24 protein-coding genes are annotated in these 23426 nt (G+C 39.0%); 18 read left to right on the forward strand and 6 right to left on the reverse strand.

What is annotated here, in order from left to right:
• Window positions 1–15: 15 nt before the first annotated feature.
• Window positions 16–1182: a tRNA epoxyqueuosine(34) reductase QueG gene (gene queG / locus IGJ19_RS02950; RefSeq protein ID WP_071866681.1), complete on the forward strand. Its 1167-nt coding sequence runs from the start codon at window positions 16–18 to the stop codon at window positions 1180–1182.
• A gap of 377 nt (window positions 1183–1559) precedes the next feature.
• Window positions 1560–2168: a LysM peptidoglycan-binding domain-containing protein gene (locus IGJ19_RS02955; protein ID WP_023519180.1), complete on the forward strand. Its 609-nt coding sequence runs from the start codon at window positions 1560–1562 to the stop codon at window positions 2166–2168.
• A 65-nt stretch (window positions 2169–2233) separates the two neighbouring features.
• Here the strand turns inward: IGJ19_RS02955 and IGJ19_RS02960 are convergent, their stop codons facing one another.
• On the reverse strand, window positions 2234–3340 hold the full coding sequence (locus IGJ19_RS02960) for an NAD(P)/FAD-dependent oxidoreductase (RefSeq protein WP_065095718.1): 1107 nt from the start codon (window positions 3338–3340) through the stop codon (window positions 2234–2236).
• Between the two features lie 177 nt (window positions 3341–3517).
• Window positions 3518–4900, reverse strand: a complete 1383-nt coding sequence (locus tag IGJ19_RS02965; protein ID WP_430604403.1) for an MFS transporter — start codon at window positions 4898–4900, stop codon at window positions 3518–3520.
• A gap of 209 nt (window positions 4901–5109) precedes the next feature.
• On the opposite strand from IGJ19_RS02965, the gene IGJ19_RS02970 reads away from it, so the two are divergent.
• From IGJ19_RS02970 to IGJ19_RS02980, 3 genes are all read left to right on the forward strand, one after another.
• Window positions 5110–5760, forward strand: a complete 651-nt coding sequence (locus IGJ19_RS02970; RefSeq protein WP_108173761.1) for a GyrI-like domain-containing protein — start codon at window positions 5110–5112, stop codon at window positions 5758–5760.
• Window positions 5761–5817: 57 nt separating this feature from the next.
• Entirely contained in the window at window positions 5818–6273 is a 456-nt protein-coding gene (locus IGJ19_RS02975; protein WP_010736209.1) for an arginine repressor, read from the forward strand.
• A gap of 190 nt (window positions 6274–6463) precedes the next feature.
• Window positions 6464–6670 carry a hypothetical protein gene (locus IGJ19_RS02980; RefSeq protein WP_023519183.1) on the forward strand — a complete coding sequence of 69 codons (207 nt, stop codon included), beginning with the start codon at window positions 6464–6466 and terminating at the stop codon, window positions 6668–6670.
• A gap of 51 nt (window positions 6671–6721) precedes the next feature.
• On the opposite strand, the gene IGJ19_RS02985 is transcribed toward IGJ19_RS02980, so the two are convergent.
• On the reverse strand, window positions 6722–7552 hold the full coding sequence (locus IGJ19_RS02985) for a manganese catalase family protein (protein ID WP_010736207.1): 831 nt from the start codon (window positions 7550–7552) through the stop codon (window positions 6722–6724).
• 635 nt (window positions 7553–8187) lie between these two features.
• Between IGJ19_RS02985 and sapR the strand changes: the two genes are divergently transcribed.
• The 4 genes from sapR (at window position 8188) to IGJ19_RS03005 (ending at window position 12527) form a co-directional block, all read left to right on the forward strand.
• Window positions 8188–8862, forward strand: coding sequence for a two-component system response regulator SapR (sapR, locus tag IGJ19_RS02990; protein WP_010736206.1), 675 nt, complete (start codon window positions 8188–8190; stop codon window positions 8860–8862).
• 17 nt (window positions 8863–8879) lie between these two features.
• On the forward strand, window positions 8880–9905 hold the full coding sequence (gene sapS, locus IGJ19_RS02995; protein WP_074800570.1) for a two-component system sensor histidine kinase SapS: 1026 nt from the start codon (window positions 8880–8882) through the stop codon (window positions 9903–9905).
• A gap of 332 nt (window positions 9906–10237) precedes the next feature.
• The gene (locus tag IGJ19_RS03000) at window positions 10238–11104 is read left to right on the forward strand and encodes a GRP family sugar transporter (protein WP_108173707.1); all 867 of its coding nucleotides are present in this window, start codon (window positions 10238–10240) and stop codon (window positions 11102–11104) included.
• A 43-nt stretch (window positions 11105–11147) separates the two neighbouring features.
• Window positions 11148–12527 carry an APC family permease gene (locus IGJ19_RS03005; protein ID WP_019724164.1) on the forward strand — a complete coding sequence of 460 codons (1380 nt, stop codon included), beginning with the start codon at window positions 11148–11150 and terminating at the stop codon, window positions 12525–12527.
• Between the two features lie 64 nt (window positions 12528–12591).
• Here IGJ19_RS03005 and IGJ19_RS03010 read toward each other — a convergent pair whose 3' ends face one another.
• Window positions 12592–13791, reverse strand: a complete 1200-nt coding sequence (locus tag IGJ19_RS03010; RefSeq protein ID WP_010736201.1) for a toxic anion resistance protein — start codon at window positions 13789–13791, stop codon at window positions 12592–12594.
• A gap of 89 nt (window positions 13792–13880) precedes the next feature.
• Window positions 13881–14537, reverse strand: coding sequence for a 5-bromo-4-chloroindolyl phosphate hydrolysis family protein (locus IGJ19_RS03015; RefSeq protein WP_023519185.1), 657 nt, complete (start codon window positions 14535–14537; stop codon window positions 13881–13883).
• 217 nt (window positions 14538–14754) lie between these two features.
• Here IGJ19_RS03015 and IGJ19_RS03020 point away from each other — a divergent pair, with 217 nt between their 5' ends.
• The 5 genes from IGJ19_RS03020 to IGJ19_RS03040 all read left to right on the forward strand — a co-directional run bounded on the left by IGJ19_RS03020 (window position 14755) and on the right by IGJ19_RS03040 (window position 17377).
• Entirely contained in the window at window positions 14755–15318 is a 564-nt protein-coding gene (locus IGJ19_RS03020) for an NUDIX hydrolase (RefSeq protein ID WP_108173708.1), read from the forward strand.
• A gap of 12 nt (window positions 15319–15330) precedes the next feature.
• Window positions 15331–15615 (forward strand): cell wall synthase accessory phosphoprotein MacP, encoded by a 285-nt coding sequence (gene macP, locus IGJ19_RS03025; RefSeq protein ID WP_010736198.1) that lies wholly within the window; start codon window positions 15331–15333, stop codon window positions 15613–15615.
• 17 nt (window positions 15616–15632) lie between these two features.
• On the forward strand, window positions 15633–16325 hold the full coding sequence (locus IGJ19_RS03030) for a 5'-methylthioadenosine/adenosylhomocysteine nucleosidase (RefSeq protein ID WP_034688949.1): 693 nt from the start codon (window positions 15633–15635) through the stop codon (window positions 16323–16325).
• 12 nt (window positions 16326–16337) lie between these two features.
• Complete coding sequence (locus tag IGJ19_RS03035; RefSeq protein ID WP_071866673.1) at window positions 16338–16889, forward strand: cysteine hydrolase family protein; 552 nt, start codon at window positions 16338–16340, stop codon at window positions 16887–16889.
• A gap of 149 nt (window positions 16890–17038) precedes the next feature.
• Window positions 17039–17377: a hypothetical protein gene (locus tag IGJ19_RS03040; protein ID WP_071866672.1), complete on the forward strand. Its 339-nt coding sequence runs from the start codon at window positions 17039–17041 to the stop codon at window positions 17375–17377.
• A 159-nt stretch (window positions 17378–17536) separates the two neighbouring features.
• Here IGJ19_RS03040 and IGJ19_RS03045 read toward each other — a convergent pair whose 3' ends face one another.
• Window positions 17537–19444 (reverse strand): M13 family metallopeptidase, encoded by a 1908-nt coding sequence (locus tag IGJ19_RS03045; protein ID WP_430604404.1) that lies wholly within the window; start codon window positions 19442–19444, stop codon window positions 17537–17539.
• Between the two features lie 236 nt (window positions 19445–19680).
• Between IGJ19_RS03045 and IGJ19_RS03050 the strand changes: the two genes are divergently transcribed.
• The 4 genes from IGJ19_RS03050 to IGJ19_RS03065 all read left to right on the forward strand — a co-directional run bounded on the left by IGJ19_RS03050 (window position 19681) and on the right by IGJ19_RS03065 (window position 23315).
• Window positions 19681–20535, forward strand: a complete 855-nt coding sequence (locus tag IGJ19_RS03050; RefSeq protein ID WP_430604405.1) for a dihydrolipoamide dehydrogenase — start codon at window positions 19681–19683, stop codon at window positions 20533–20535.
• A gap of 77 nt (window positions 20536–20612) precedes the next feature.
• Complete coding sequence (locus IGJ19_RS03055) at window positions 20613–21593, forward strand: ribose-phosphate diphosphokinase (RefSeq protein ID WP_019723536.1); 981 nt, start codon at window positions 20613–20615, stop codon at window positions 21591–21593.
• Window positions 21594–21752: 159 nt separating this feature from the next.
• Window positions 21753–22892, forward strand: coding sequence for a cysteine desulfurase family protein (locus IGJ19_RS03060; RefSeq protein ID WP_430604560.1), 1140 nt, complete (start codon window positions 21753–21755; stop codon window positions 22890–22892).
• Between the two features lie 75 nt (window positions 22893–22967).
• Window positions 22968–23315 (forward strand): DUF1831 domain-containing protein, encoded by a 348-nt coding sequence (locus IGJ19_RS03065; protein ID WP_010736189.1) that lies wholly within the window; start codon window positions 22968–22970, stop codon window positions 23313–23315.
• The last annotated feature ends 111 nt before the right edge of the window (window positions 23316–23426 follow it).

Genomic DNA, 23426 nt, shown 5'->3' on the forward strand with positions numbered 1-23426 from the left:
TCGAGGGTGGTAATGATGGCACTAACATTAAAGGAAGAAATCATTCAAGAAAGTAAACGAATCGGGATTGATAAAATCGGGTTTACTACAGCAGAGCCATTTGATCATTTGAAAGAATCGTTGGTAGAACAAAAAGCTGCTGGACATACTTCTGGATTTGAACACCCTAATATCGATGAACGTTTATATCCGGAGATGACGTTTGATCGACCGAAATCAATCATTGCAATTGCTTTAGCGTATCCGACAAAGATCCATGAAAAGATGCCTAGAGATGAAAAGCGTGGACAGTTTGCTCGTGCTTCTTGGGGCATCGATTATCATGATGTCTTACGGGATCGTCTGCAACAATTGATTTCATTTATTGAGTCACGAGCGACACATTGGCAAAAGGAAGAAGAATGGCGCTTGGCGCCGCAAGTAGATACAGGTGAGTTGATCGACGTAGCTGTGGCGCAACGTGCTGGATTAGGGTTTATCGGTCGAAACGGATTATTGATCACAGAGGAATTTGGCTCGTTCGTCTATTTAGGTGAGATCGTGACCAATATCGACCTAGAACCAGATGCTCCTGGTGTCTTTGGGTGTGGCGAATGTACGCGTTGTGTGACGGCTTGCCCAACGGATGCACTTTTAGGTGATGGGCGAATGAATGCTAAACGCTGTTTGTCTTATCAAACGCAGACGAAAGGCATGATGCCAGAGGAGTATCGAAAGAAGATGAGCAACGTCATTTATGGTTGTGATATCTGTCAGTTGGTTTGTCCTTATAATAGAGGGAAAGATTTTCACTTTCATCCAGAAATGGAACCAAAAGTAGACGAAGTCTATCCGAAACTCACGCCCATGTTAACGATCTCTAATAAAGAATTTAAACAGCAATACGGTCATTTGGCTGGTTCATGGCGTGGAAGGAAACCTCTTCAACGAAATGCGCTGATTGCCTTAGCCAATTTAGGAGAACGTGCCGCTTTGCCTCATATTGAAGAGTGTCTAAGTGATGTCCGTCCAGTGATTCGCGGGACAGCAGCGTGGGCAATCGGTAAGTTAGGAATCAAAGATCCTGAAAAATGGCAAGAAGTATTAAGTTGCGCACTGGAAAAAGAAACAGACGAAGAAGCAATCCATGAAATGAACCAAGCAATCCAATTGTTACAAAAGAAAAAAAGTCCTAAAAAATGACTTTTTTACTCAAATACGTCATTTTTCCCAGTAATTGTTGTAACAATTACTGGTTTTTTTGTGTTTATTGCATCAATTTTTGGAAAAATGAGAAGAATTTCGCAGAAAAATACAATAAATTGAAAAAAATTTATTCTAAATATTACAGAATGTAAGTTTTTTTAAAGTTTCTACGAAAGGATTGAAAAACGATTTCAACGTTGATTTATAAAGCTTCTACGACTTTAGTCCTAGTTTTTCGGAAAATCAAATATTACAAATATTAAAAATGTGACGATTTTGTCATTAAATGTCATAATTCTTTCACCTATGAAATATTTCTAGATGATAAAGTTAGTGACGTTGAAACAAATCAAAGAGAAAAAAAGGAGCTTACTATGAATTCAATTAAAAAGATCGTTTTGGGGACAACTGTTGCCGCTGGAGCAACTGCAATGTTTGTAGGGACTACTGCTCATGCAGATGAAGTCTATACAGTAAAAGCTGGAGATTCATTATCTAAAATCTCACAAAAATTTGCAGGTGACAATTCACTGATCAAAGCTATTGCAGAGCAAAATTCGATTGACGATATCAACCGCATTTTCGTTGGTGAAGAATTAACAATTCCAACTGACGCTTCATCAGTAAAAACAACAGAAGTAGCACCAACAACTGAAAAAGTAGAAACTCCTGTAGTAACAGAAACACCAGCGCAAGAATATACATATGTTGCGCCTGTTGAAACAGTTGAAGTAGCACCAGCTACAACTACTGTAACAACAAACAGCAACTCTGCGAAAGAATGGATTGCACAAAAAGAATCAGGTGGTTCTTACACTGCAACAAACGGCCGTTACATCGGACGCTACCAATTAGATTCAGCATATTTGAACGGTGACTACTCACCAGCGAACCAAGAACGTGTTGTAGAAGAATACGTTGCTGGACGCTATGGTTCATGGGATGCTGCAAAAGCATTCTGGTTAGCAAACGGTTGGTACTAAGATAACCATCAATCATAAATCCAAAAAAGAGGGCTACGCAAGTAGGCCTCTTTTTTTTACTTCTTTTATAATCTTGAAAGATACGTATCAATCGGTTTTTGATAATGGTCGCCTCGCCAAATCCCTGTGTTGAGATACTCTGCAATCAAATAGCCGATATAAGGGCCAGTAGTCAAACCAGAGGAGCCTAAGCCACTTGCGGCGATCAAGCTTGGTTCATCTGGAACAGGTGCAAAGAACGGCGCAAAATCGGAGGTGTACGCCCGTGTGCCTACTCGCATGGTGTGTTTCCATGTAGCAAGTTGATCGGGTTCAGCTAAAAATGGTACTGTACTTTTTATCAATTGCTGATAAGCAGATTCGGTAGGAACCAAATCCCAACCCGCATCATTTTCATGGGTTGCGCCAACTAGTATAGTCCCATCGTTGAATGGGATAAAATCGGCTTCCCCTTCTAACATGGCAACAGGCCATTCTTGGCTATTCGCATAAGGTGTTTGAAAAACGATCAGCTGTCCTTTTTGTGGTCGAATATCGGCATGAAAGCCAATCTGCTCCAGTAACGGCTTCAATGAAGGGCCAGGCGCTAGAATGACTCGGTCAAAGTCAAGTTGTCCAAAAGTACCAGAGATGGCCCAGTGTGCGGTTTCTTTGCGTAACTGGACACGTTCAGAGATTACTTTGACCATTTGTTTCTCCAAGCGGGTGGCAAGGTGAGATAGATAGGCATGACCGTCTAAACGCCCTCCTCCAGTCACGAATAAAGCAGGTGTTGGTTTTAGTAGCGGGAGAGTCCTTGTCGTTTCTTCAGCGCTCAGCAGCGAAATCTCGCCGATTTCAGGTGCGTCTTTCTTTCGTTGTTCGGCAAGTGCAGCAAGATCTTCCAAAGCTTCTTTTTGGCGAAAAATCAGTGTGCCGGATTGTTTATAGATGGAATCATCAAGTGATAGATCCTGGATTAGTTTTGGGAAAAAAGCCGCACCATCTTTTGCTAACTGATACCACTGTTTATTTCGTCTTTTTGAAAGCCAAGGTGAGATGATGCCTGCACTAGCGCGAGTGGCTTGTCCTTCTTTTGCATCAAATAAGGTCACCTCAAATTTAGAGGTGTCTAAATAGTTGGCTAATGTCATACCGATGATGCCACCACCGATAATAGCAATTTTTTCCATAGAAAAACCTCCTTTACTTATCTACCATCTCATAGAATCATTAGAGATACAATATTTTATCCAAGGATTTTTTTCTATTTCCTCCGAACGATTGTATGGTGAAAACTGATTATTGATAAAGTTAGAGACAAAAAAACAAGGAGGAGTGAGCTTCATTCGCTCACACCTCCTTATCTATTAATTTTTTATTTGCTTAGGCTTTTGCACCATATAGCGGATAAATAGGATCAAACTAATGATCAACAAGCCAAGTAGGACACTTAAAGCAACTTTTGATCCTAACGTTGTTGCTGCTTCATAACTATCTGAACGATGATCTTGGAAAAAGTTGATGATCACAGCCACCAACGTAGTAGCGACAGCTCCAGAAAATTGTTGCAACGTATTGAATACGGCGTTGCCATCACCTTGTAATTCCATCGATAAAGCATTCATTCCAGTAGTCATCATATTGCTATAAGACAAACCAATACCGATCATATAGAAGAAATGACAGGCAATCAAAAAGCTTAATGATGCGTGACCTAAAATCAGCACAAGGACGGTCCAGCCAACAAGTGAAAACAAGAGACCGATGAAAATTGGTTTTTTAGGTCCATGTTGGTCGAGTAGCTTTCCTGAAAAAGGAGATAAGAGGGCACCAATAGCTGCACCTGGTAGCATTGCCAGACCAGCGACAAAGGCATTGTTCCCTTGGACGATTTGGACAAAGTTCGGTAGGACAAAAGAAACACCAAGTAATAAAAATTGATAAACTAAAAAGCTAAATAAGAATAAGCGGAACGTATGATTTTTAAAAATCTCAAGTCGGATCAAAGGATGATCGGCTTTTTTTGTTCGTTGATAGAAAAGAATGAATCCTAAAATGGCGACGACTAAGGATGCCCAGCCAATCCAGTCTCTGAACATGCTTAGAAAAGTTAAGCTTCCACTGAACATCAGACTAATACCAAGGACGCTAAGCAAATCTAAACGTCCAGTTTTTTCAACCTTAAATTTAGGAATCGCGTATAAGCCGATCGCAAGTGAAAGGAGTAACACTGGCAATAGAAAGAGAAAAATATGACTCCATGAGAAATTAGCAGTTAAGATCCCACCATACGTTGGACCAATCGCTGGTGCAATGGCGGTTGTCAAAGTACCAAGACCCATCATCGTTCCTCTTTTTCCCATAGGAGCAAAAGTCAAGATGATATGAAACATCAGTGGCAAGGCTATCCCTGTCGCAGCACCTTGGAGTACCCGACCTAAAAGTAGTAACAAGAAGGTAGGGGAAAAGTAATCGACCAACAAACCAGCAATAAATAGTAAATTGGAACTCAAGAAAAGAGTTCGCAGGCTAAAGTTTTTTGTCAGATAAGTTGAAAGTGGCACAATGATCGCAATCATTAATAAGTAAATGGTTGTTACCCATTGTACTTGGGAGGTACTGATTTGAAATTCCTGAATCAGTGTTGGGAAGGTCACGTTCATTGCGGTTTCGATCAAAACACCTGCAAATGACATGATCCCTGTGGCAAGTACAGCAGGAATTAATTGTAGTTGTTTTTGTTTTTGCATGTTTTTCACCTCTAAATTATTTCGTAAAAAAAGAGAGAGATTTCTATTCGAAAATAGAAACCGCCTCTCTCTCGACACGCTAGGCGTGTTATCTGTACGATTTATCGTTCGGCTTATTCTAGCACAAGTCTAAAAATAGTGTCAACCAGATTAGCCAATCCAATGCAAAAGAGTTATGATAGTAGTGAAGAAGAAAACAAGGAGGGCCTATGGAAAAAATCGAATGGAGAAAAACCGACCCTAGTTATCGTATGTCAAAGAAACCACAATTAATGACACTTCCTGCGCAAAATTTTTTTTGTATCAACGGAATAGGTGATCCAAATGGAGAAGAATTTAAGCGCCGTGTAGGTTGTTTATACGCTGTTAGCTATACGATCCGAATGGCACCGAAAAATGATTGGCTGATTCCTGACTATTTGCCTTACACGGTTTATCCTTTAGAAGGTCAGTGGGGGTTACAAGAAAAATTTTTGAACGAGCCAGTGATGTTGAAAGAGCATTTTTCGTATCAATTGATGATCAAGCAACCGGATTTTGTGACTCCTCAAGTTGCTGCAGAGGCGTTAGCGCGAGCGAAAACCAAAATTCCAGAAGATCTAGCGAGTCAACTTGTATTCACAACGATCGAAGAAGGTCTTGTGGCACAGATCTTACACATTGGTTCCTACGACGATGAACCAGAAACATTTGAAAAGCTTACTTTATTTCTTAAGGAAAAAGGCTATCGCCGAACTTCGAAAGAGCATAAAGAAATCTATATGAGTGATCCCAGAAGGACTGCGCCAGAAAAATTAAAGACGATTTTGCGAGTAGCCGTTGAACAAGACAAATCAGTCGAAGTGTCAGACATCAACTAAATAAGAGAAAGATCCCCTGTTTTTTTGCTATAATAGATACGAAGAGGTGTTTTTTGTATGAAAAAAAATCAACGACAATCCTTGATTCGCCAATTGATTACTGAACATGCAATCGGTACGCAAGAGGAATTATTGAATCATTTGCAGATGAATGGTGTCAATGCAACTCAAGCAACGATCTCACGCGATATACGTGAGTTGAAACTTGTGAAAATACAAGATGAGAATAAACAAATACGCTATGCGTTGTTCAATCAACAAGCGGATTCTTTGATGGAAGATCGCTTGCGAAGTGCGGTCAAACGAGAAGTATTACGAATTCAACGGATTCAATTCATGATCGTTGTCTTAACCGAAAAAGATGGTGCGGATGTGGTAACAAACTGGTTAGATGAGGTTGATTATCCAGAAGTGGCTGCGACGATTGCCGGCGTTGATACGTTCATTATTATTTGTCGCACAGAAGAAGAAGCCCAGGCTTTCGCTGAAAAATTAGAGCAAATGAGAGAATAGCTCACGTTTAGTCTAATGATCAATGGAAGCGCTAAACATATTGACGTTGTGTAAATCGTACTAAATTCCATGGATACTGGACTTGCAAGAATGGTACGTAATGATTGGAAGGGTGTCTTTACAATCTGGATCATTCTAAAGCTCCAATCAATTTGAACAAGTATACAGTGAAAGAGGGGCGAGCAGTCCAGTGATGACAAACATGATCATTTTTTTGACGATTTTAGTTTACGGTGTCAATTTTTTGGCATTTATGTATATTAAAATAAAAGAGATCAAAAATTACCTAGAAAAAATTGCAATCTATTTTGGGGTGAACATGACATTGTTGTTCACCAGTAGTATTTTCCTATTTTTTGGTAAGATCGTTGAAGACGGAATATTGTTGATAGAGTAATAGAAAAAAACTGATGCCCATTAATATAAGGCATCAGTTTTTAAGTCTCATTTATTTTTTTTTGGGAGGGGTACCGTACATTTTAGGTGTTACTGGTTTTAATTTAGGTGCTTTGCCTTCGATCTTAGGTTCTTCCAACCATTGATATTCCCCTTCACCATCTAAAGCTTTACCTTTTGCCCAAGAACCTTCGCTACTTTCGTCACCTTCTGAAAAGTTATAGAAATCATAAGCAATATCTTTACGTTCTTCTTCTCTTGGGAAAGTCGTAGGAACAAGAATACCGCCTTCTGTTTCTTCTAATTCTTTGACAGCTGCTGCCCAAAGGTTTTGATGATAACTGTCTCTAGCTAATAAAACTGATAGTAGGTCTTTTACGCCACGATCATCGATCATTTCGTAAATACGAGCTACTTGTAGTCTTCCTTGAGATTCTGCGTTCAAGTTCGCACGGAAATCAGCAAGTAGATTCCCACTAGCAACAATATAACCACCACTCCAAGGATTACCAACGCTATCCGCAGGACGAGGTCCTAAGCCAGCTACAATAGCGTGTTGAGGATTCATGCCGGAAATGATCGCACCAATCGTTGGGTCTTTTTTCATTGCTTCTTCTTGATCTTCAACAGGTGCATCTTCAAGTAAGCGAGCAACCATTGTCGCTAACATTTCAACGTGTCCAAGTTCTTCTGTTGCAATGTCCATCAGCATATCTTTATATTTTTCTTCCCCACGACAGCTCCAACCTTGGAAAAGGTATTGCATCGCTACACTCATTTCACCATACTGTCCGCCAATCAATTCTTGTAAATATTTTGCGATTAATGGATTCGGACGATCTGGTTTTGCCTCAAACTGTAATTCTTTTTGGTGTCTAAACATCAAATCTCCTCCTAATCATTTTTTAATACATTACTATTGTTATATGTAATGAAAAAAAATTCAAAGAAAACGCTCTAGATATTTAAGTTATTTTATAAACGTTGATTTAACAAGGATTGATTCTGTGGGAATGACTTCGTTAAAAGAAAAGATTAGGAATTGCTCAATGAAATATTTTTGTTTATAAATGATAACTATTGATAATTTCCAATAGTATTCTCATTTTTGTTAACGGAAAGTAAGTAACGAGAAAGAAGAGAGGGTCATATCAAAGAACGATTGTTTTTAAGTCCATCTTACTGCTCAGGACAAAACGCTTTTGTCACGACCTGATCCACGGTGTTCAAGAAGCAACACTTCGGTCATAAGCAAAAAAAATCAAAAATGAAAGAGCCATTTTCGCTTTTTTTTTGCTTATGCCTTAGTGCTGATCGCTTCTTTCACGACCACAATAAACGGTGTTCGAAAGCCAACTCCTACGATATTAAGCCAAAAAATGAAAAAATATGAGAAGCTATTTTCTCAATTTCCGTCTTAATACTTGGAGCTGACCGGCTTTCTCACAACCTATTGTTACTTGTAGAATGTTTGCTTCTTTGATATGGTTAGTACAAGAAAAACATCGGAGGTATATCATGGCTAAAATTATGGTAGTGGAAGATGAAGAGATCATTCGTCAGCTGATTATGGAAGAGTTGGAGAAATGGCAATTTGAAACTTATGGAACGTCAGATTTCAATCAGGTTTTTGCTGATTTTGAGAAAGAAGAACCACAACTTGTTCTTTTAGATATCAATTTACCAGTGTTTGATGGTTATTATTGGTGCCAGAAAATACGAGAAATTTCCAAAGTTCCAATCATTTTTATTTCAAGTCGTAATACGAATATGGACATGATCATGGCGATGAACATGGGGGCAGACGATTTTGTGACGAAGCCGTTTCAAATCGATGTCTTGATTGCTAAAATCAATGCTTTGTTGCGTCGCTCATATAATTATGGTGAGTTGTCGAGTGAAATGATGACCCATAATGGAATCACGTTGAACGTCGATAATGGCAGTATGGAGATTAATGGGGAAATGATCGATTTGAGCAAGAATGAGTATCGCTTGTTATTTATTTTAATGAAGCAACACGGAAAAATTTTGACTCGTGAAAAGTTATTGCGTGCGTTGTGGGATGATGAACGGTTTGTCGATGACAATACACTGACGGTCAATATCAATCGCTTACGTCGTAAAATCGAACAGGCAGGGATCACCGATTATATCGAAACAAAAGTCGGCCAGGGGTATATTGTTCCCTGAAAGGATGAAATACAACTATGAACTTTTTTAAGTATTTGAAAGATCAATGGTCGCTGATCGTCGGCTGGGTATTTTTTATTTTATTGACGATTTTTGTGATGTGGTTAGCCCCTAATATTACGGTTGATTGGGCCACGATTGCTTACTTAACATTGATCGAAGGTGTTTTCTTAATCTTTTTTTTACTTGTCTGTTACTTGAGTAAACGTCGATGGTGGGCAAAATTGGCAAATCTACAAAAAAATTCTCCCTTGCAAAATTATTTAGATGGTGGACATACAGAGGAAGAGAAGTTGATAGAAGATTATATCAATCAACTGATACGTGAACATCAGGAAGTGATGCAAGAAGCCATCACGAACCAGCAAGATCAAAAAGATTATATCGACTCATGGGTCCATGAAATCAAAGTACCCGTAGCGGCTTCAGAATTGTTAGTACGATCGATCGAGTTTGATATCGATGATCAAAAGTATACGTTGCTAGAAAATGAGTTGTCTAAAATCGATGAGTATGTGGAACAAGTATTGTATTATGCACGCTTAGATAGTTTTTCAAGAGACTATTTGATCCAAGAATACAGTATCAAGAGTATCATCCAACCCGTCATTCGTAGCCAAGCAAATTATTTTATCCAAAAGAAAATACGTTATGAAGTGATTGGTGAAGATCAAACGATTTTGACTGATTCCAAATGGGTGGCTTTTATTTTCAAACAAATTCTTAGTAATGCCATTAAGTATACGCCAGATGAAGGCGAGATCAAACTATTGATCGAGAAGACGACAAAAGGCGTAAAATTTTCTGTCAAAGATTCAGGCATCGGTATACCGAAAGAAGATGTTGGACGGATTTTTGACAAAGGCTTCACAGGATCGAATGGCCGTCTGAGCAAAACCCACTCTACTGGCTTAGGATTGTATCTCGCGAAAAATCTCGCTGAAAAATTAGGGATTTCTCTCACTGTTGACTCGATCGAAGGAGAAGGGACGACCATGTCTTTGTTTTTCCCTATCTTGAGTTTTTACCAAGAAGAACGCTGAAAAAATGGGATTGCGACATGTGCACGCTTATTTCTGAAAGAACTACCGGTTGAACATTGTCTAATTTGGTTGTGATAGAAATGTGTTGACCTTAGATGATGATTGGAAAAGTTTTAATATAGTTATACATCAGCTGTTGCCCCGAAAGTAGAAGAATTTTCGAGGGAACAGTTGATTTTGTTTATGGATTTATTAGTGACTGATTGAACTTCATAGAAAGGTCAATGAAGTTAAGTTAGAAAAAAGTGAGAAATAAAAAATAACTCTTGTGTTGTTAACGTTTTCGTTGATATGTTCTATAACATGTGACATTTAAAAGAAGGAGAATGTTTATGGAATTATTAATCGCATTAGTCCCAATGGTAGCGTGGGGAAGTATTGGTTTAGTCAGTGGAAAGATCGGTGGCGATGCCAATCAACAAACATTAGGAATGACGATCGGTGCATTTCTTTTTTCACTCGTTGCTTTTTTCATCGTTAATCCAACGATCACGCCATGGATCACATTGATTGGCTTTTTATCTGGTCTAGCGTGGAGTGTCGGACAAAATGGGCAGTTTCATGGGATGAAATTTATGGGAGTATCTGTAGGTCTACCGTTATCGACTGGTTTTCAATTGATTTTGAATACGATTGCGGGCGCTGTCTTTTTCCATGAATGGACACAAACAAAAGATTACGTTTATGGTATTTTAGCGCTGATTCTTCTTGTAAGCGGTGCGTATTTGACTGCTCGACAAGATGATGAAGGCAAAGTCGATACAGATAATAAAATGCTTGATTTTGGTAAAGGATTCAGAGCATTGATCTATTCTACTTTAGGTTATGGGGTCTATACGATCATCGTCAACTGGGCGAATTTAGATGCGATGTCGATTATTTTACCGCAAAGTATCGGTATGATCTTAGGGGCAAGTTTCTTTGCATTCCGAAAAGTAAAAGTGGATCAATATGTTTGGAAAAACATGGCAAGCGGGTTATTATGGGGAATCGGTAATGTATGTATGCTATTGACCGTTAAGTCATTAGGGCTAGCAGTCGGCTTCTCTCTTTCACAAATGGGTATCATCATCTCCACTCTAGGCGGTATTTTTATCTTAGGGGAGAAAAAGACAAAAAAAGAGCTAGTATTTGTAATTGTAGGTTGCCTTTTAGTTATTTTTGGTGGTATTCTTTTAGGGTATATGAAAACAGCGTAAAGCTGTTTTTTTATATACTCAAAAATCAGGGGGAGGAAATTAAATGGATTTGTTTCGTAAGAAAGAAATCAGTCTCAATCATACGAGTGAGATGAAGAAAGAACTAAAAACATCCGATTTGATCATGCTTGGCATTGGCGCGATCATCGGTACAGGTATATTTGTCGTAACAGGAGTGGCAGCAAACCAAAATGCAGGTCCGGCGCTATCATTATCGTTTGTTTTAGCAGCGATCGTTGTGATTTTATCTGGTCTAAGCTTTGCAGAATTTGCTTCGCGGGTACCAGTGATTGGCGGACCATATGCGTATCTATACGTCGTATTCGGTGAATTTGCCGCTTGGTTGACTGGATGGTTATTGATCGGTGAGTTCTTATTGGCCGTTTCATCCGTTGCGTCAGGTTGGTCCGGTTATGTACAAGGGTTTATTGAAAGTCTTGGTTTTGGCTTACCAACGGCGCTAACAGGTGGATATAATCCAGCCAATGGTACATACATCGACTTAATTGCGGTGCTTGTTGTGATTTTCGTCACATACATTGTTTCTTTGGAAGCGAAGAAAGCGTTACGATTGAACAACATGATGGTTTATGTGAAATTTGGAATCATTGCATTATTTATTATTGTAGGAATCTTTTTTGTTAAACCAGAGAATTGGCAACCATTCACACCATTTGGCTTTGAAGGTGTCCTAGATGGTGCAGCATTAGTTTTCTTCGCATTCTTAGGATTCGATGCGGTAGCGATGGCTGCGGAGGAAGTAAAAAATCCTCAAAAAGATGTACCACGTGGAATCATTGGCTCGATCTTGATCGCAACCGTGTTGTACATCATCGTGACATTGATTTTAACAGGGATCGTGCCTTATACAGAATTAGGTGTGAATGATCCTGTGGCATTCGCGATGCGTTATGTAGGACATGGTACAGTAGGAGCGATCATCGCCGTTGGCGCGATCTTGACCTTATTGACTGTAACGATCTCAATGATGTATTCATTGGCTCGCTTATTGTTTGCAGTAAGTAAAGATGGCTTGTTGCCACAATTCATGACAGAAATCGACAAAAAACATCGTACACCGAAGAAAGCAACTTATGCAGCTGGGATCGCCGCACTATTCTTTGCTGGGTTCTTCCCGTTGAATATTTTGGCAGAGTTGACGAACATCATGGCATTAGCTTATCTAATGTTAGTTAGTCTAGGCTTACTGAAATTACGTAAAATGTTTGGCAAACCAAAAGCAGGCGAGTTCAAAGTGCCATTGGTGCCGATTTTACCAATCATTTCGATCTTATCTTGTCTAGTCTTGATGTCACGTTTACAAGCGGTGACTTGGTTAGTCTTTGGGATTACGATGGTGATCGGCCTAGTGATTTACTTTGGCTATGGTTACAAACACAGTAAGATGAATACCGAAAAATAAACAAATGAACAAAAAACCTTGTATCAAGCAGCGTTGCTGATACAAGGTTTTTTCATTCTATTTGTTATTGCGTTAAATCGAGTAATTTTTGTTTCAAGTCTTCTTCCATATGGCCAAGTTCGACTTCTGCATGACGACGTTTTTCTTTTCCTTCTTGTTGGATACGAAGTGTTTCTTGGATCGTTTCGATCAAATCATTTTGTGTGGTTTGCAATGTTTCGATATCCACGATGCCACGTTCATTTTCTTTAGCAGTTTCGATGGCAGAGATTTTCAACATTTCTGAGTTTTTCTTCAATAAATCATTGGTTGTTTCAGAAACTTGTCGTTGTGCTGTAACTGCATCTTTTTGTCGAAGCAAGGTCAATGCGATAACCACTTGGTTTTTCCATAATGGGATGGCTGTAGCAATCGATGCTTGGATCTTTTCTGCCAATGCTTGGTTTGTATTTTGGATCAAACGGATCTGTGGCGCTTGTTGGATCGTGATCTGTCTGGCTAAGCGTAGATCATGAGTGCGCTTGTCTAGGCGATCAAGAAACTGTGTATAATCATTGGCGATCTGTACATCCATTTGATCCCCTGTTTCTTCTGCTTTTCGCATGGCTTCTGGAATAATCTTTGTCTGTAATTCTTCCATTTTTAATTCGCCAGCAGCGATATAAATGTTCAACGCATCAAAATAATCTTTATTTTTTTGATAAAGTTGTTCTAACATCAGATTGTCTTTTAATAGGCCATCTTTTTCTTTGTCTAATTTGACTGAGATCTTGTCGATTTGCGCACCGATTTTTTGGTATTTGGCAGTGACTTCATAAATCGATTGTTTGACTTTACCGAATACGCGTTGGAAAATATTTCCTTCTCCTGCACGTAATTCATCTGGATTTGCTTCTTGAAGGCGGTACATCAGTTCAGTCAATGAATCACCGACTGGGCCGATATCTTGTGCTTGCACGTGATTCAACATCGACTGTGAGAACTCACCTAATTTTGTTTGAGCAGCTGAACCGTAGCTGATGACCGACTGAGAATCAGTGACATCGATTTTTTCAGCCAATTGTTTGGCTTGTTCTTGTCTTTCAGCAGGTAATTTATCAATCAACCGAGCAGCAGTTTGCTGTTCTTGAAGTGCATTGATTTCATTTTGTTGTGTTTGAGTCAATTTATCGACGGGTGTCGAAAAAGGATTATTCAATAAATCTTCTAAAGTATCATTTACAGGGGTTACTTCGTGTTTTGGTTCATGTGGATTATTTTCCATTAAAATTCCTCCTTATCGATTAAGCTAGAAAAAGTACCCGAAACAATCAGACGATGTCTAAGTGTTCCGAGTCCAAGAAATAAACGTGCTTATTCTTCTGGTACATCTTTATTATCACGCTTTAAGCTTTGTTTCGCAACAGATATCTCTACATCGATATCTTCCAAATCTTCCGAAACGAAATCTTGATAGTCTTTCGCGACTAATGAAGCAAGTTGATCAATGATCTGGGTACTTTCTTCTAGTTTTTGATAGGTCTGTTTGTTTTTGATCTCGTGTTCATTGATCTCAATATATTTGTTTGTCAAATCCACTAGGTTTGGCAAGTGGGTGTAAAGGAACTGACTTGCGTCGTGCAATCGAGTGGGTTCTTTTACGAGTTCTTTGAACAAACCTTTTGCTGCTTTTACAGGTTCGTGACGAAGATCGATCGCTTTAAGCTTTGCCGTTTCGTACATATTTTTTTCTAGTTGTTCGATTTCATTTTTTGTTTGATTCATCGTTTCTCTGAAAAAAGAGATTTCACTCGGTGTCATGCCGTTTTCGCTATAATGGGTCGCTAATTTGTCAGATAGATTTGGTAAAGCTGTTTTGTCCTTAGGTTTTTTACGAAAACCAAAAAGCCCCCAAATCAGCAAAACTGCGCCAATTAACAAGATCATTGATATGATCGATACATCATTATAACTGAAGAACAGTATCACTAAGAGTAAACCTACGATCCATTTCCAATTCTTTTTAATCATCCTAAAAACCTCCGTGTATATTCATTGTCCACTCTGCTCATCTACTTCTTTATTTTAGCACAACCTTCTTAATAATTAGTATCGGACTAAAGGTGGATTTTATGAGTTTATAGAATTTCTAAGGTTTGGATATGGTAAACTAAGTAAGAAATCAAAAAGAAAATTGAAAAAATCAAAAAAAGTAGTTATTATAGGACAAAAGAAAGCAGGGGAAAAGATGCTTGAATATGATCAGTTTGAAGAAAAAACGATCCAACGAAAAGAAATTTATCATGGAGCGATCATTGATGTTGCTGTGGATGATGTTCACTTACCAGACGGAAATATCGGAAAGCGTGAATTAGTCTTTCACCCCGGTGGTGTAGGAATCATTGCTTTTGATGAAAAGGATCGTCTACTATTAGTCAAACAATTCCGCAAACCTTTAGAAAAAGTGATCCTCGAAATACCAGCTGGTAAAATTGATCCAGGAGAAAAACAAGCGCCTGAGATCACTGCTGCTAGAGAATTAGAAGAAGAAACTGGATACCGCGCAGAGCGTTTGGAGCATTTGACTTCTATGTATTTGTCACCAGGATTTGCGAATGAACTCCTGCATATCTATCATGCAGTAAATATCAAAAAAGTGGAACAGCCTCTCGCACAAGATGAGGACGAAGTATTGGAACTTTATGCGTTGACTTTAGCAGAAGCAAAACAAGCGATGTCAGATCAAGTCATTTGCGATGCAAAAACGATTTATGCGATTCAATACTGGGAATCAATGAACAAAGGAAAGTAGAGGGATCGATTGATGGTCAAAGGACCGCTAGTCACACGTAGCGAAATCCGTAAACGACAGCAAGAACAAGCACAAGAATCATTAAAAAAACAAAGAAAAGCGGAAGCTACGTACAAACAAGAAGAAAAAAAGATCGCGAGTTTTTATCGTAAAGAACAAAAGAAAAATAAGCCAATCACGAAAACAAGAGCAGGCGAACGAGAAAAAACACGTAAATGGAATGCTGTTTTGATGAAAGGCTTGGTTATCGTCATTTTATTGTTAGCCATCGTTTTTCTGGCAGTTGCATTTATATAGAAAGAAGGAACAACTAAATGAAAATTGGAATCATCGGAGCAATGGAAGAAGAAGTAAAAATTTTAAGAGAACAACTAGGAGAACCCTTATCATGGGAAAGAGCAGGTGCTCTGTTTATCTCAGGCTCATTAGGCAATCATGAAGTCATTGTTGTACGTTCAGGTATCGGTAAAGTCTTGGCATCGATCACAACAAGCTTATTGATTCAACAATATGGTGTAAACATGGTCATCAATACAGGATCAGCTGGTGGCATCGGTGAAGGTCTACGTGTAGGGGATGTAGTGATCTCTGACAAAGTTGCCTATTTTGATGCAGATGTTACAGGGTTCGGTTACAAGCCAGGACAGTTACCTGGCATGCCTCTTTATTATGAAGCAAGCACGTATTTACGTTCAGAAATGAAAAGAGCCGCAGAAGCAACCAACTTGAATGCAAAAGAAGGCTTGATCGTCACAGGAGATACATTTGTTGATTCGCCAGTCAAAGTCCAAGAGATCCTAGGCAATTTCCCTGAAGCACTTGCTTGTGAGATGGAAGGGGCTGCAGTCGGTCAAACGGCGCAACAATTCAATATTCCTTTCTTGATCGTGCGAGCAATGAGTGATACTGCGGACCATTCAGCGACACAAAGCTTTGACGAATTCATCGAAGAAGCAGGGAAACGTTCAGCTGAAATGGTGATTGAATTTGTCAAACATCTTGTATAAGGAGTGAACCGAATGAAAGCATTGATTTCGATTGATTACACCTATGATTTTGTGGCAGACGATGGGAAATTGACGACTGGAAAGAGCGGTCAGGCAATTGAACCAGCTTTAACAAAGTATACAAAAAAGTTTATTGATGAGAAAGAATTTGTCGTATTTGCGATCGATGCACATGATCCCGAAGATGCTTTTCATCCGGAAAACCAATTGTTTCCACCACATAATGTAGTCGGAACGAGTGGCCGCGATCTGTATGGTTCGTTGCAAAAGATTTATGCGGAACATCAAACACAAGCCAATGTTTACTGGATCGATAAACGTCACTATTCTGCCTTCAGTGGAACAGATCTTGACATTCGTTTACGGGAACGTGGGATTACAGAGATTTATTTGACAGGCGTTTGTACAGATATTTGTGTCTTGCATACAGCAGTCGATGCCTATAACCTAGGCTATCAATTGTTTATTTACGAAGATGCAGTTGCCAGCTTTGATCCAATCGGACATGACTGGGCATTGAAACATTTTCAAACAGCCCTTGGTGCAGAGATCATTAAGGGATAAAAAGAGTGAGTATAGTGGATAAAGGCTTTTCTTGAGTACTTTATCCACTATTTCTATTGGTCATCAACTGAAAAAAGGGAAATAGATACATACAAATTGCTCAATGGGGTGTACATAAAGTCATTTATACGTGAAAGGAAGGAATCGGTATGAGAAAAGGGAAAGCGGATTTAGGTTTTTTAGGTTTACTGGGAATTTTCGGTTTTTTAGGATATTTACCAAATCTCTCAGGGTTATTTTCGCTCTTTGCATTATTTTCTTTGTTTGGCTTTTTTTGGATAACAAAAAATGGGGAAGGTTTGAAAGATTTTTTTACGAAAGAAAGAGTTTTAACCAGAAGTATCTTACTAAAAATTATAATTTTTTCACTGTTATTAGCATATATTCTAACTTTAAAGCTGGGAGAGTTACAAGCGTTCGTCACTATATTTTTTAGTATGTTTTTTTCTCTTTTAATTGTTTTAAATTCATATCTTAGCAGAGACTAGTACGGAGTAGTGTCAGCTGATCGGTGAAGAAAGTGTAAAATCATACATATGTTCAACTATCAAAAAAGAGTATGGAATAAGTAGAAAAAACCTTATTCCATACTCTTTTTTTATTTAATTATTTAATTAGCGAATGCTAGTTTGATCTCTTAGTAAAAACTACCAAATATGCACACGTTTTTCAGGTGCTAGATACATCGGATCTTCTTCAGTGATCGCAAATGTTTCATAAAACTCTGCTAAGTTTTGTGGCTGGATATTCGCCCGAAGTTTCGCAGGTGCATGAACATCGATTTGTAAAAGTAATTGTTGGTATTCTTTTTTCGCTTTTGTACGCCAGATCGTTGCCCAATTCATGAAGAAATCGGCTGCTGAATAATCGTCTTCTGTCATTGCAGCTTCTAGTGCGCAACTTAATCCGCCAGCATCTGCAATATTTTCAGAAACGGTTAGTTTTCCATTGACTGTGCCATCAGCAAAAGGTACACCGTCAAACTGTTCGATCATGGCTTGCGCTTTTTCTTGGAAATGAGCGAAGTCTTCTTCTGTCCACCAGTTATTCAAGTTACCGAATTCATCAAATTTCGCGCCGTTGTTGTCAAACGCATGGGAAATCTCATGGGCAATGACTGCACCGATTCCGCCGAAGTTTGCCGAGCTAGATTGTTCCAAACTATAAAATGGTGCTTGTAAAATCGCAGCTGGGAAAACGATCACGTTTCGGAATGGATGATAGTACGCATTGACTGTATCAGCACTCATTTCCCATTCATCACGATCAACAGGCTTGTTCCATTTACTGAAACGGTCTTTTAGGGTTAGATGACTAAAGTTCAACGCATTTGAAAGCAAGGTTCCACCTTCATTTGCGGGAACTGTTTGGAACGCATCGAACAAGGCAGGGATTTTATCAGGGTAACCGACTTGGATGCCTAATTTGTTCAATTTGACGATTGCTTTTTCTCGTGTCGCATCACTTAACCATTCATTCGTTTCGAGTCGTTTTTGGTAAACATTGATCATTTTCTTGACCATTTGTTCGACATCTTTTTTCGCTGCTTCGCCAAAATACTTGTTTCCGTAGTAATCGCCCAACACATGATCAAACTGTCCAGAAGCAAGGTAGTAAGCTGCTTTCTTTTGGGGCATTGCTTCATCGGTTCCTGATAAAGTCCGAGAGAAGATCCCACTGACTTGACGGAAATCTTCAGATAGATAACTGCTTAGTGAACGCACCGTTTTTACGATCATCCAGCTTTTAAGTAGTCGGAAATGTGGTGTCGTCAAAAGTTCAGCTAAATGTTCAAAGTAGACAGGGTCAGTAACGATCACTTGGTCTGGACGTGTGCCGATCAAGCCAGTAGTCAAGGTAGTTAAGTCAAGAGCATCGGTATATGCCGTAAATTCATTAAAGGCACGTGGGTTGTACATTTGGCTATAATCTGCATTTTCTTCCGCGCTTTTAACATGGGGCGCAATCAATTTATCGAATTGGATCGCTTGTTCGACGATTGCTTCTGCCTGACTTCTTTCTCTGCCTGTCATTTCTAAAAGTTGGACCATCATATCAAAAAAGACGGACAATAATTGAGCACCATTTGGATGTTCTGCTTCATAATAAGTTTTATCTGGTAAAAATAAAGAGGGTGGTGAAGCAAAAAAAGCATTGACCTGCGCATTTTTCATATCTGCATCCACATCTAAGACAACAGGCAACGGTAAGCTGTCCAATGTCCATTCGGGAAATTGCTGATTTAATTCGTCAAAGGAAGTGAGTTGCTCGATCCTTTCGAGGATAGGTTGTAAAGGTGTCGCACCTAATTGATCTCTATATTCATAATCATTTGCTAGTTGATAATAAGCAAGGAAGTGACGCATTTTATCAGATGTAACTTTTGTTGGATCAGCTAACATCTCATCTGTATCTCGCATCATTAGTTGATCAATGCCATCAACTAAATCCTGAAACCCACCAGTTGCTGGCTTATCGGCAGGAATTGTTGCTGTTTTTAACCATTCTTCATTTACTGCTTCAAAAAAATCTTGTTTCAAACGTTCTTGGTTCATTGAATCATCGCTCCTTTTTAGTTCCGTGTGCCCATTATCTAACAAAAAAGCAGAATAAACAAATGGAATGTAAAATCTATTTCAAAGCGACAAATTTTGTAATCGGTTTCTTTTGCAAGCAATCTCTAAAATCATTTTACATACGAATCAGGAAAAATGTTCAAAACGCGCAATCAACCATTAGTCGATCTGATTTATTTTTTTAGGACTATCCATTATAATGAGGAAGGAGGTGATTGATTCTGAAAAAAGCAAGTGGGAAATGGCAAGAAGTCTTGCTCAATGGAAAAACCGAGCGAATCAGTGAGTTTCGTCTGCTAAAAAGGAAACACGAAAATGGATACTATTTAGTAGTGATTTTTGAAAATGAGAGTTATTTGATTGTTGATCCTCAAGGAAAACCAGTCGAATTTATGACAGCGGTAAATGCCTATTCAACAAGCATTGCAACATCCAATACTTGGCAAGAAGCTAGTATAAATGCAGAAGGAATTGACGATGAGCTGATTGATAAACTTCTGGCAAAGTGGACGCAACGAGCGCCGACGACTCATTTAATTGATTGTTGGGTAGGTTTGCCGGAACAACGTTTCTTGACTTATAAAAAGTGGCGAACAACGTCTGGTTATCTTTGTGGCACTTATGCGGCAGCAGTGTTACTTGCCTATTATCAAGATTATTGTATGCCCAATCTGATTCCTTCAGATATTCGCCGAAAAGATTCCCGCGATGCGAAAGAATTGATCCAAAAACTGCGTAAAACGATCCAACCTTTAGGCTTGCCTACCATACCTATCCAAGTAAGTACAGGGATCTCAGCCTTTTTTAGAACACAACAGCAACCGATTTATGCCAGAAGTACAGTAGTCGGTTCTTGGCAACGAGCAACAAAGCGGATACGAGAAGGAAAACCTGTGATGATCGGTATTTTAAGATTGCTAGGTAGTACCTACGGCAATCATTGGGTCACTGCCTATGCTTACTATGAATCAGCTTCCGGTGAGCGTTATTATAAAGTCCATGATAATTGGGGAAACACAAATAAAGTGATTCCTGCAAGTTGGGGAAATGGAACAGTCTCACTTCCTTGATTATTTTCAGAAAATACCAGAAATACGGAACGAAATATGTTAAACTATCGAAGAATAGAGAAGTTTGGGAGGATGTCATGAGTAAAAAGTATCAGGACGACACGTTGAAAATCTTTAGTTTGAATGGGAATCGACCGTTAGCAGAAAAAATCGCCAAAGTATTTGGAACAGAGTTAGGGAAAAGTGTAGTCAAACAATTTAGTGATGGAGAAATTTCAATCAACATTGAAGAAAGTATCCGTGGCGACCATGTCTACATCGTTCAATCGACGAATGCACCAGTCAATGATTACTACATGGAATTATTGATCATGATCGATGCGATGAAACGTGCAAGTGCCAAAACGATCAATGTGGTGTTGCCTTATTATGGTTATGCGAGACAAGACCGGACAGCGAAACCCCACGAACCAATTACAGCAAAATTGATTGCGAACATGCTTGAAGAAGCAGGAGCGACTCGTGTATTGACCTTAGATCTGCATACGGTGCAAGTACAAGGATTCTTTGATATTCCAGTAGATAACTTATTTACAATGCCATTATTTGCGCATTATTACCGTGAACTTGGTCTGGTCGGCGATGACATTGTCGTTGTTTCACCAAAGAACAGTGGTGTCCAACGTGCGCGTAGCTTATCAGAGTATTTGAATAGTACGTTAGCGATCGTTGATCATGCGGACGAAGAAGTCGAAGGGACAGCAGCAAGTTACGTGATCGGAAATGTTCAAGGAAAAACGTGTATACTGGTTGATGATATTTTAAATACTGGATTGACATTCGCTCGAGCAGCCAAAGTCTTGAAAGAAAATGGCGCTAAAGATATCTATGTTTGTGCTTCCCATGGCTTGTTGTCAGAGCCTGCAAAAGAGATCTTGGACGAAGCACCGATCAAAGATATCTGTATCACTGATTCTGTCTATACACCAGAAGACCGTCACCCTGAAAACTTGACGATCGTCACTTGTTCAAACTTGATGGGGGAAGCCGTCAAACGTATCCATGAAAACACGCCAATGAGCCCATTGTTCCGTTTGGAAGAGAAGAGCTTTAGATAAAAAATGAAACACCATAAAATGACGGAATTTAGGTCATTTTATGGTGTTTTTTGCTCGGAACTTGGACATATCTACTAAAAAAATCCTCTTTTTGCCTAAGTTTATTTTTGGTAACTGGCTATTTCTATGCTAGAATGTGCCTAGCTCTATTTGAAAGGGATGAATACATTGGGCAATATTTATTTAGATCATGCAGCGACGACGCCGATGCATCCGTTGGTAATCAAAGAAATGATGGATATCATGGAAGGGACATTTGGCAATCCTTCGAGCATTCATGGATTTGGTCGGATGGCTCATGAAAAATTAGAAAATGCTAGACAAATCGTGGCAGATAGTTTACACGCCCGCCCGCATGAGATTATTTTTAACAGTGGTGGAACGGAAGGTGATAATACTGCGATTCTTGAAACAGCATTCTCACGTCAAAATGAAGGGAAACATTTAATCACTACAGTTATTGAACATCCAGCAGTCTTGAATACGATGAAGTATCTTGAAAAAAAGGGTTTTGAGGTTACATATTTACCAGTTGACCAAAAAGGGAATATCTCCATCGATGATTTTCGTTCTGCACTAAAAGAAGAAACCATTTTAGTATCGATCATGTACGGAAATAATGAAATCGGTAATTTATTACCAATCAAAGAAATCGGTGAAATTTTACGAGAACATCCAGCCTATTTCCATACGGATGCTGTTCAAGCTTATGGCAATCAAACGATTCATCCTCAAGAGTTAGGAATCGATCTTTTGAGCATATCTGGTCATAAAATCAATGGACCGAAAGGAATCGGTTTTTTATATAAAAGAGATGGCGTAAATATCCCACCTTTGCTTTTAGGGGGAGAACAAGAAGAAAAACGCCGTGCCGGTACAGAAAACTTAGCGGGGATCTGTGGATTAGCGAAAGCGGTAGAAATATTAACGCTGGAAGAAAGAGAAGCACGTAATAAAAAATACTTGGGCTTCCAACAACTGATTTTAGATAAATTGACAGAAAATGAGATTGAATATGCAATCAATGGAGATTTGACGAATAAATTACCTCATGTACTGAATTTACGTATTCCAGGGATCGTCAACGATCTATTGTTGATGAAATTGGATCTACAAGGCTTTGCGATCTCGATCGGTTCGGCATGTACTGCTGGAAATATCGAACCTTCTCATGTACTAGAAGCCATGTATGGAAAAGGAACACCATTCTTGAAAGAATCCATCCGCATCAGTTTTGGCTATGGGAATACAGAAGAAGAAGTCCAACGATTTGCTGATGGTTTAGTCAAAGCAATCTAAGCGCTAAAAAACCTAGTAAAACGAGTTAGAAACTTTTATAATAAAGAGGAAACTAAACTTACTGAGGTGAAAAAAATGGCATTTGAACAAACAGCGTCCGTACTCGGTTCTCCAGTTAGCTACCGTTTACATCCAGATGCAAAAAGATACACATTACGCGACAATGGCTTTACAGAAACAAATGGCGGGAACTATCAATTGATTCGTCCGCTTGATGCAACACCACAAAGCAAAGAGGGTTTTAAATTAAAAATCACGGTTGCAAAAGACATCAAGACAATGAAGATGTCGATCACGACAGCCAATGGCTTGCGTGCAGTCGATATTTTTAAAGATCCAAAGCAAAAAATGAGTCAAGATAAGTTTTATTTCTTGATGGATAGCATGATCAGCCGTGGACTATTTGAAAAAGTAGAAGGCTAAGTACTCATGTGACACAATAAAGAAAAACAAAAAAGTACCCAAACACTAGGAAAACAAGTGCATGTATCGTCTTCATGTGACGGCGAGCATGCGTAACTGTCCTTCCTAGCG

Source organism: Enterococcus sp. DIV1368b, assembly GCF_050529595.1.
Classification (GTDB): Bacteria; Bacillota; Bacilli; order Lactobacillales; family Enterococcaceae; genus Enterococcus_B; species Enterococcus_B mundtii.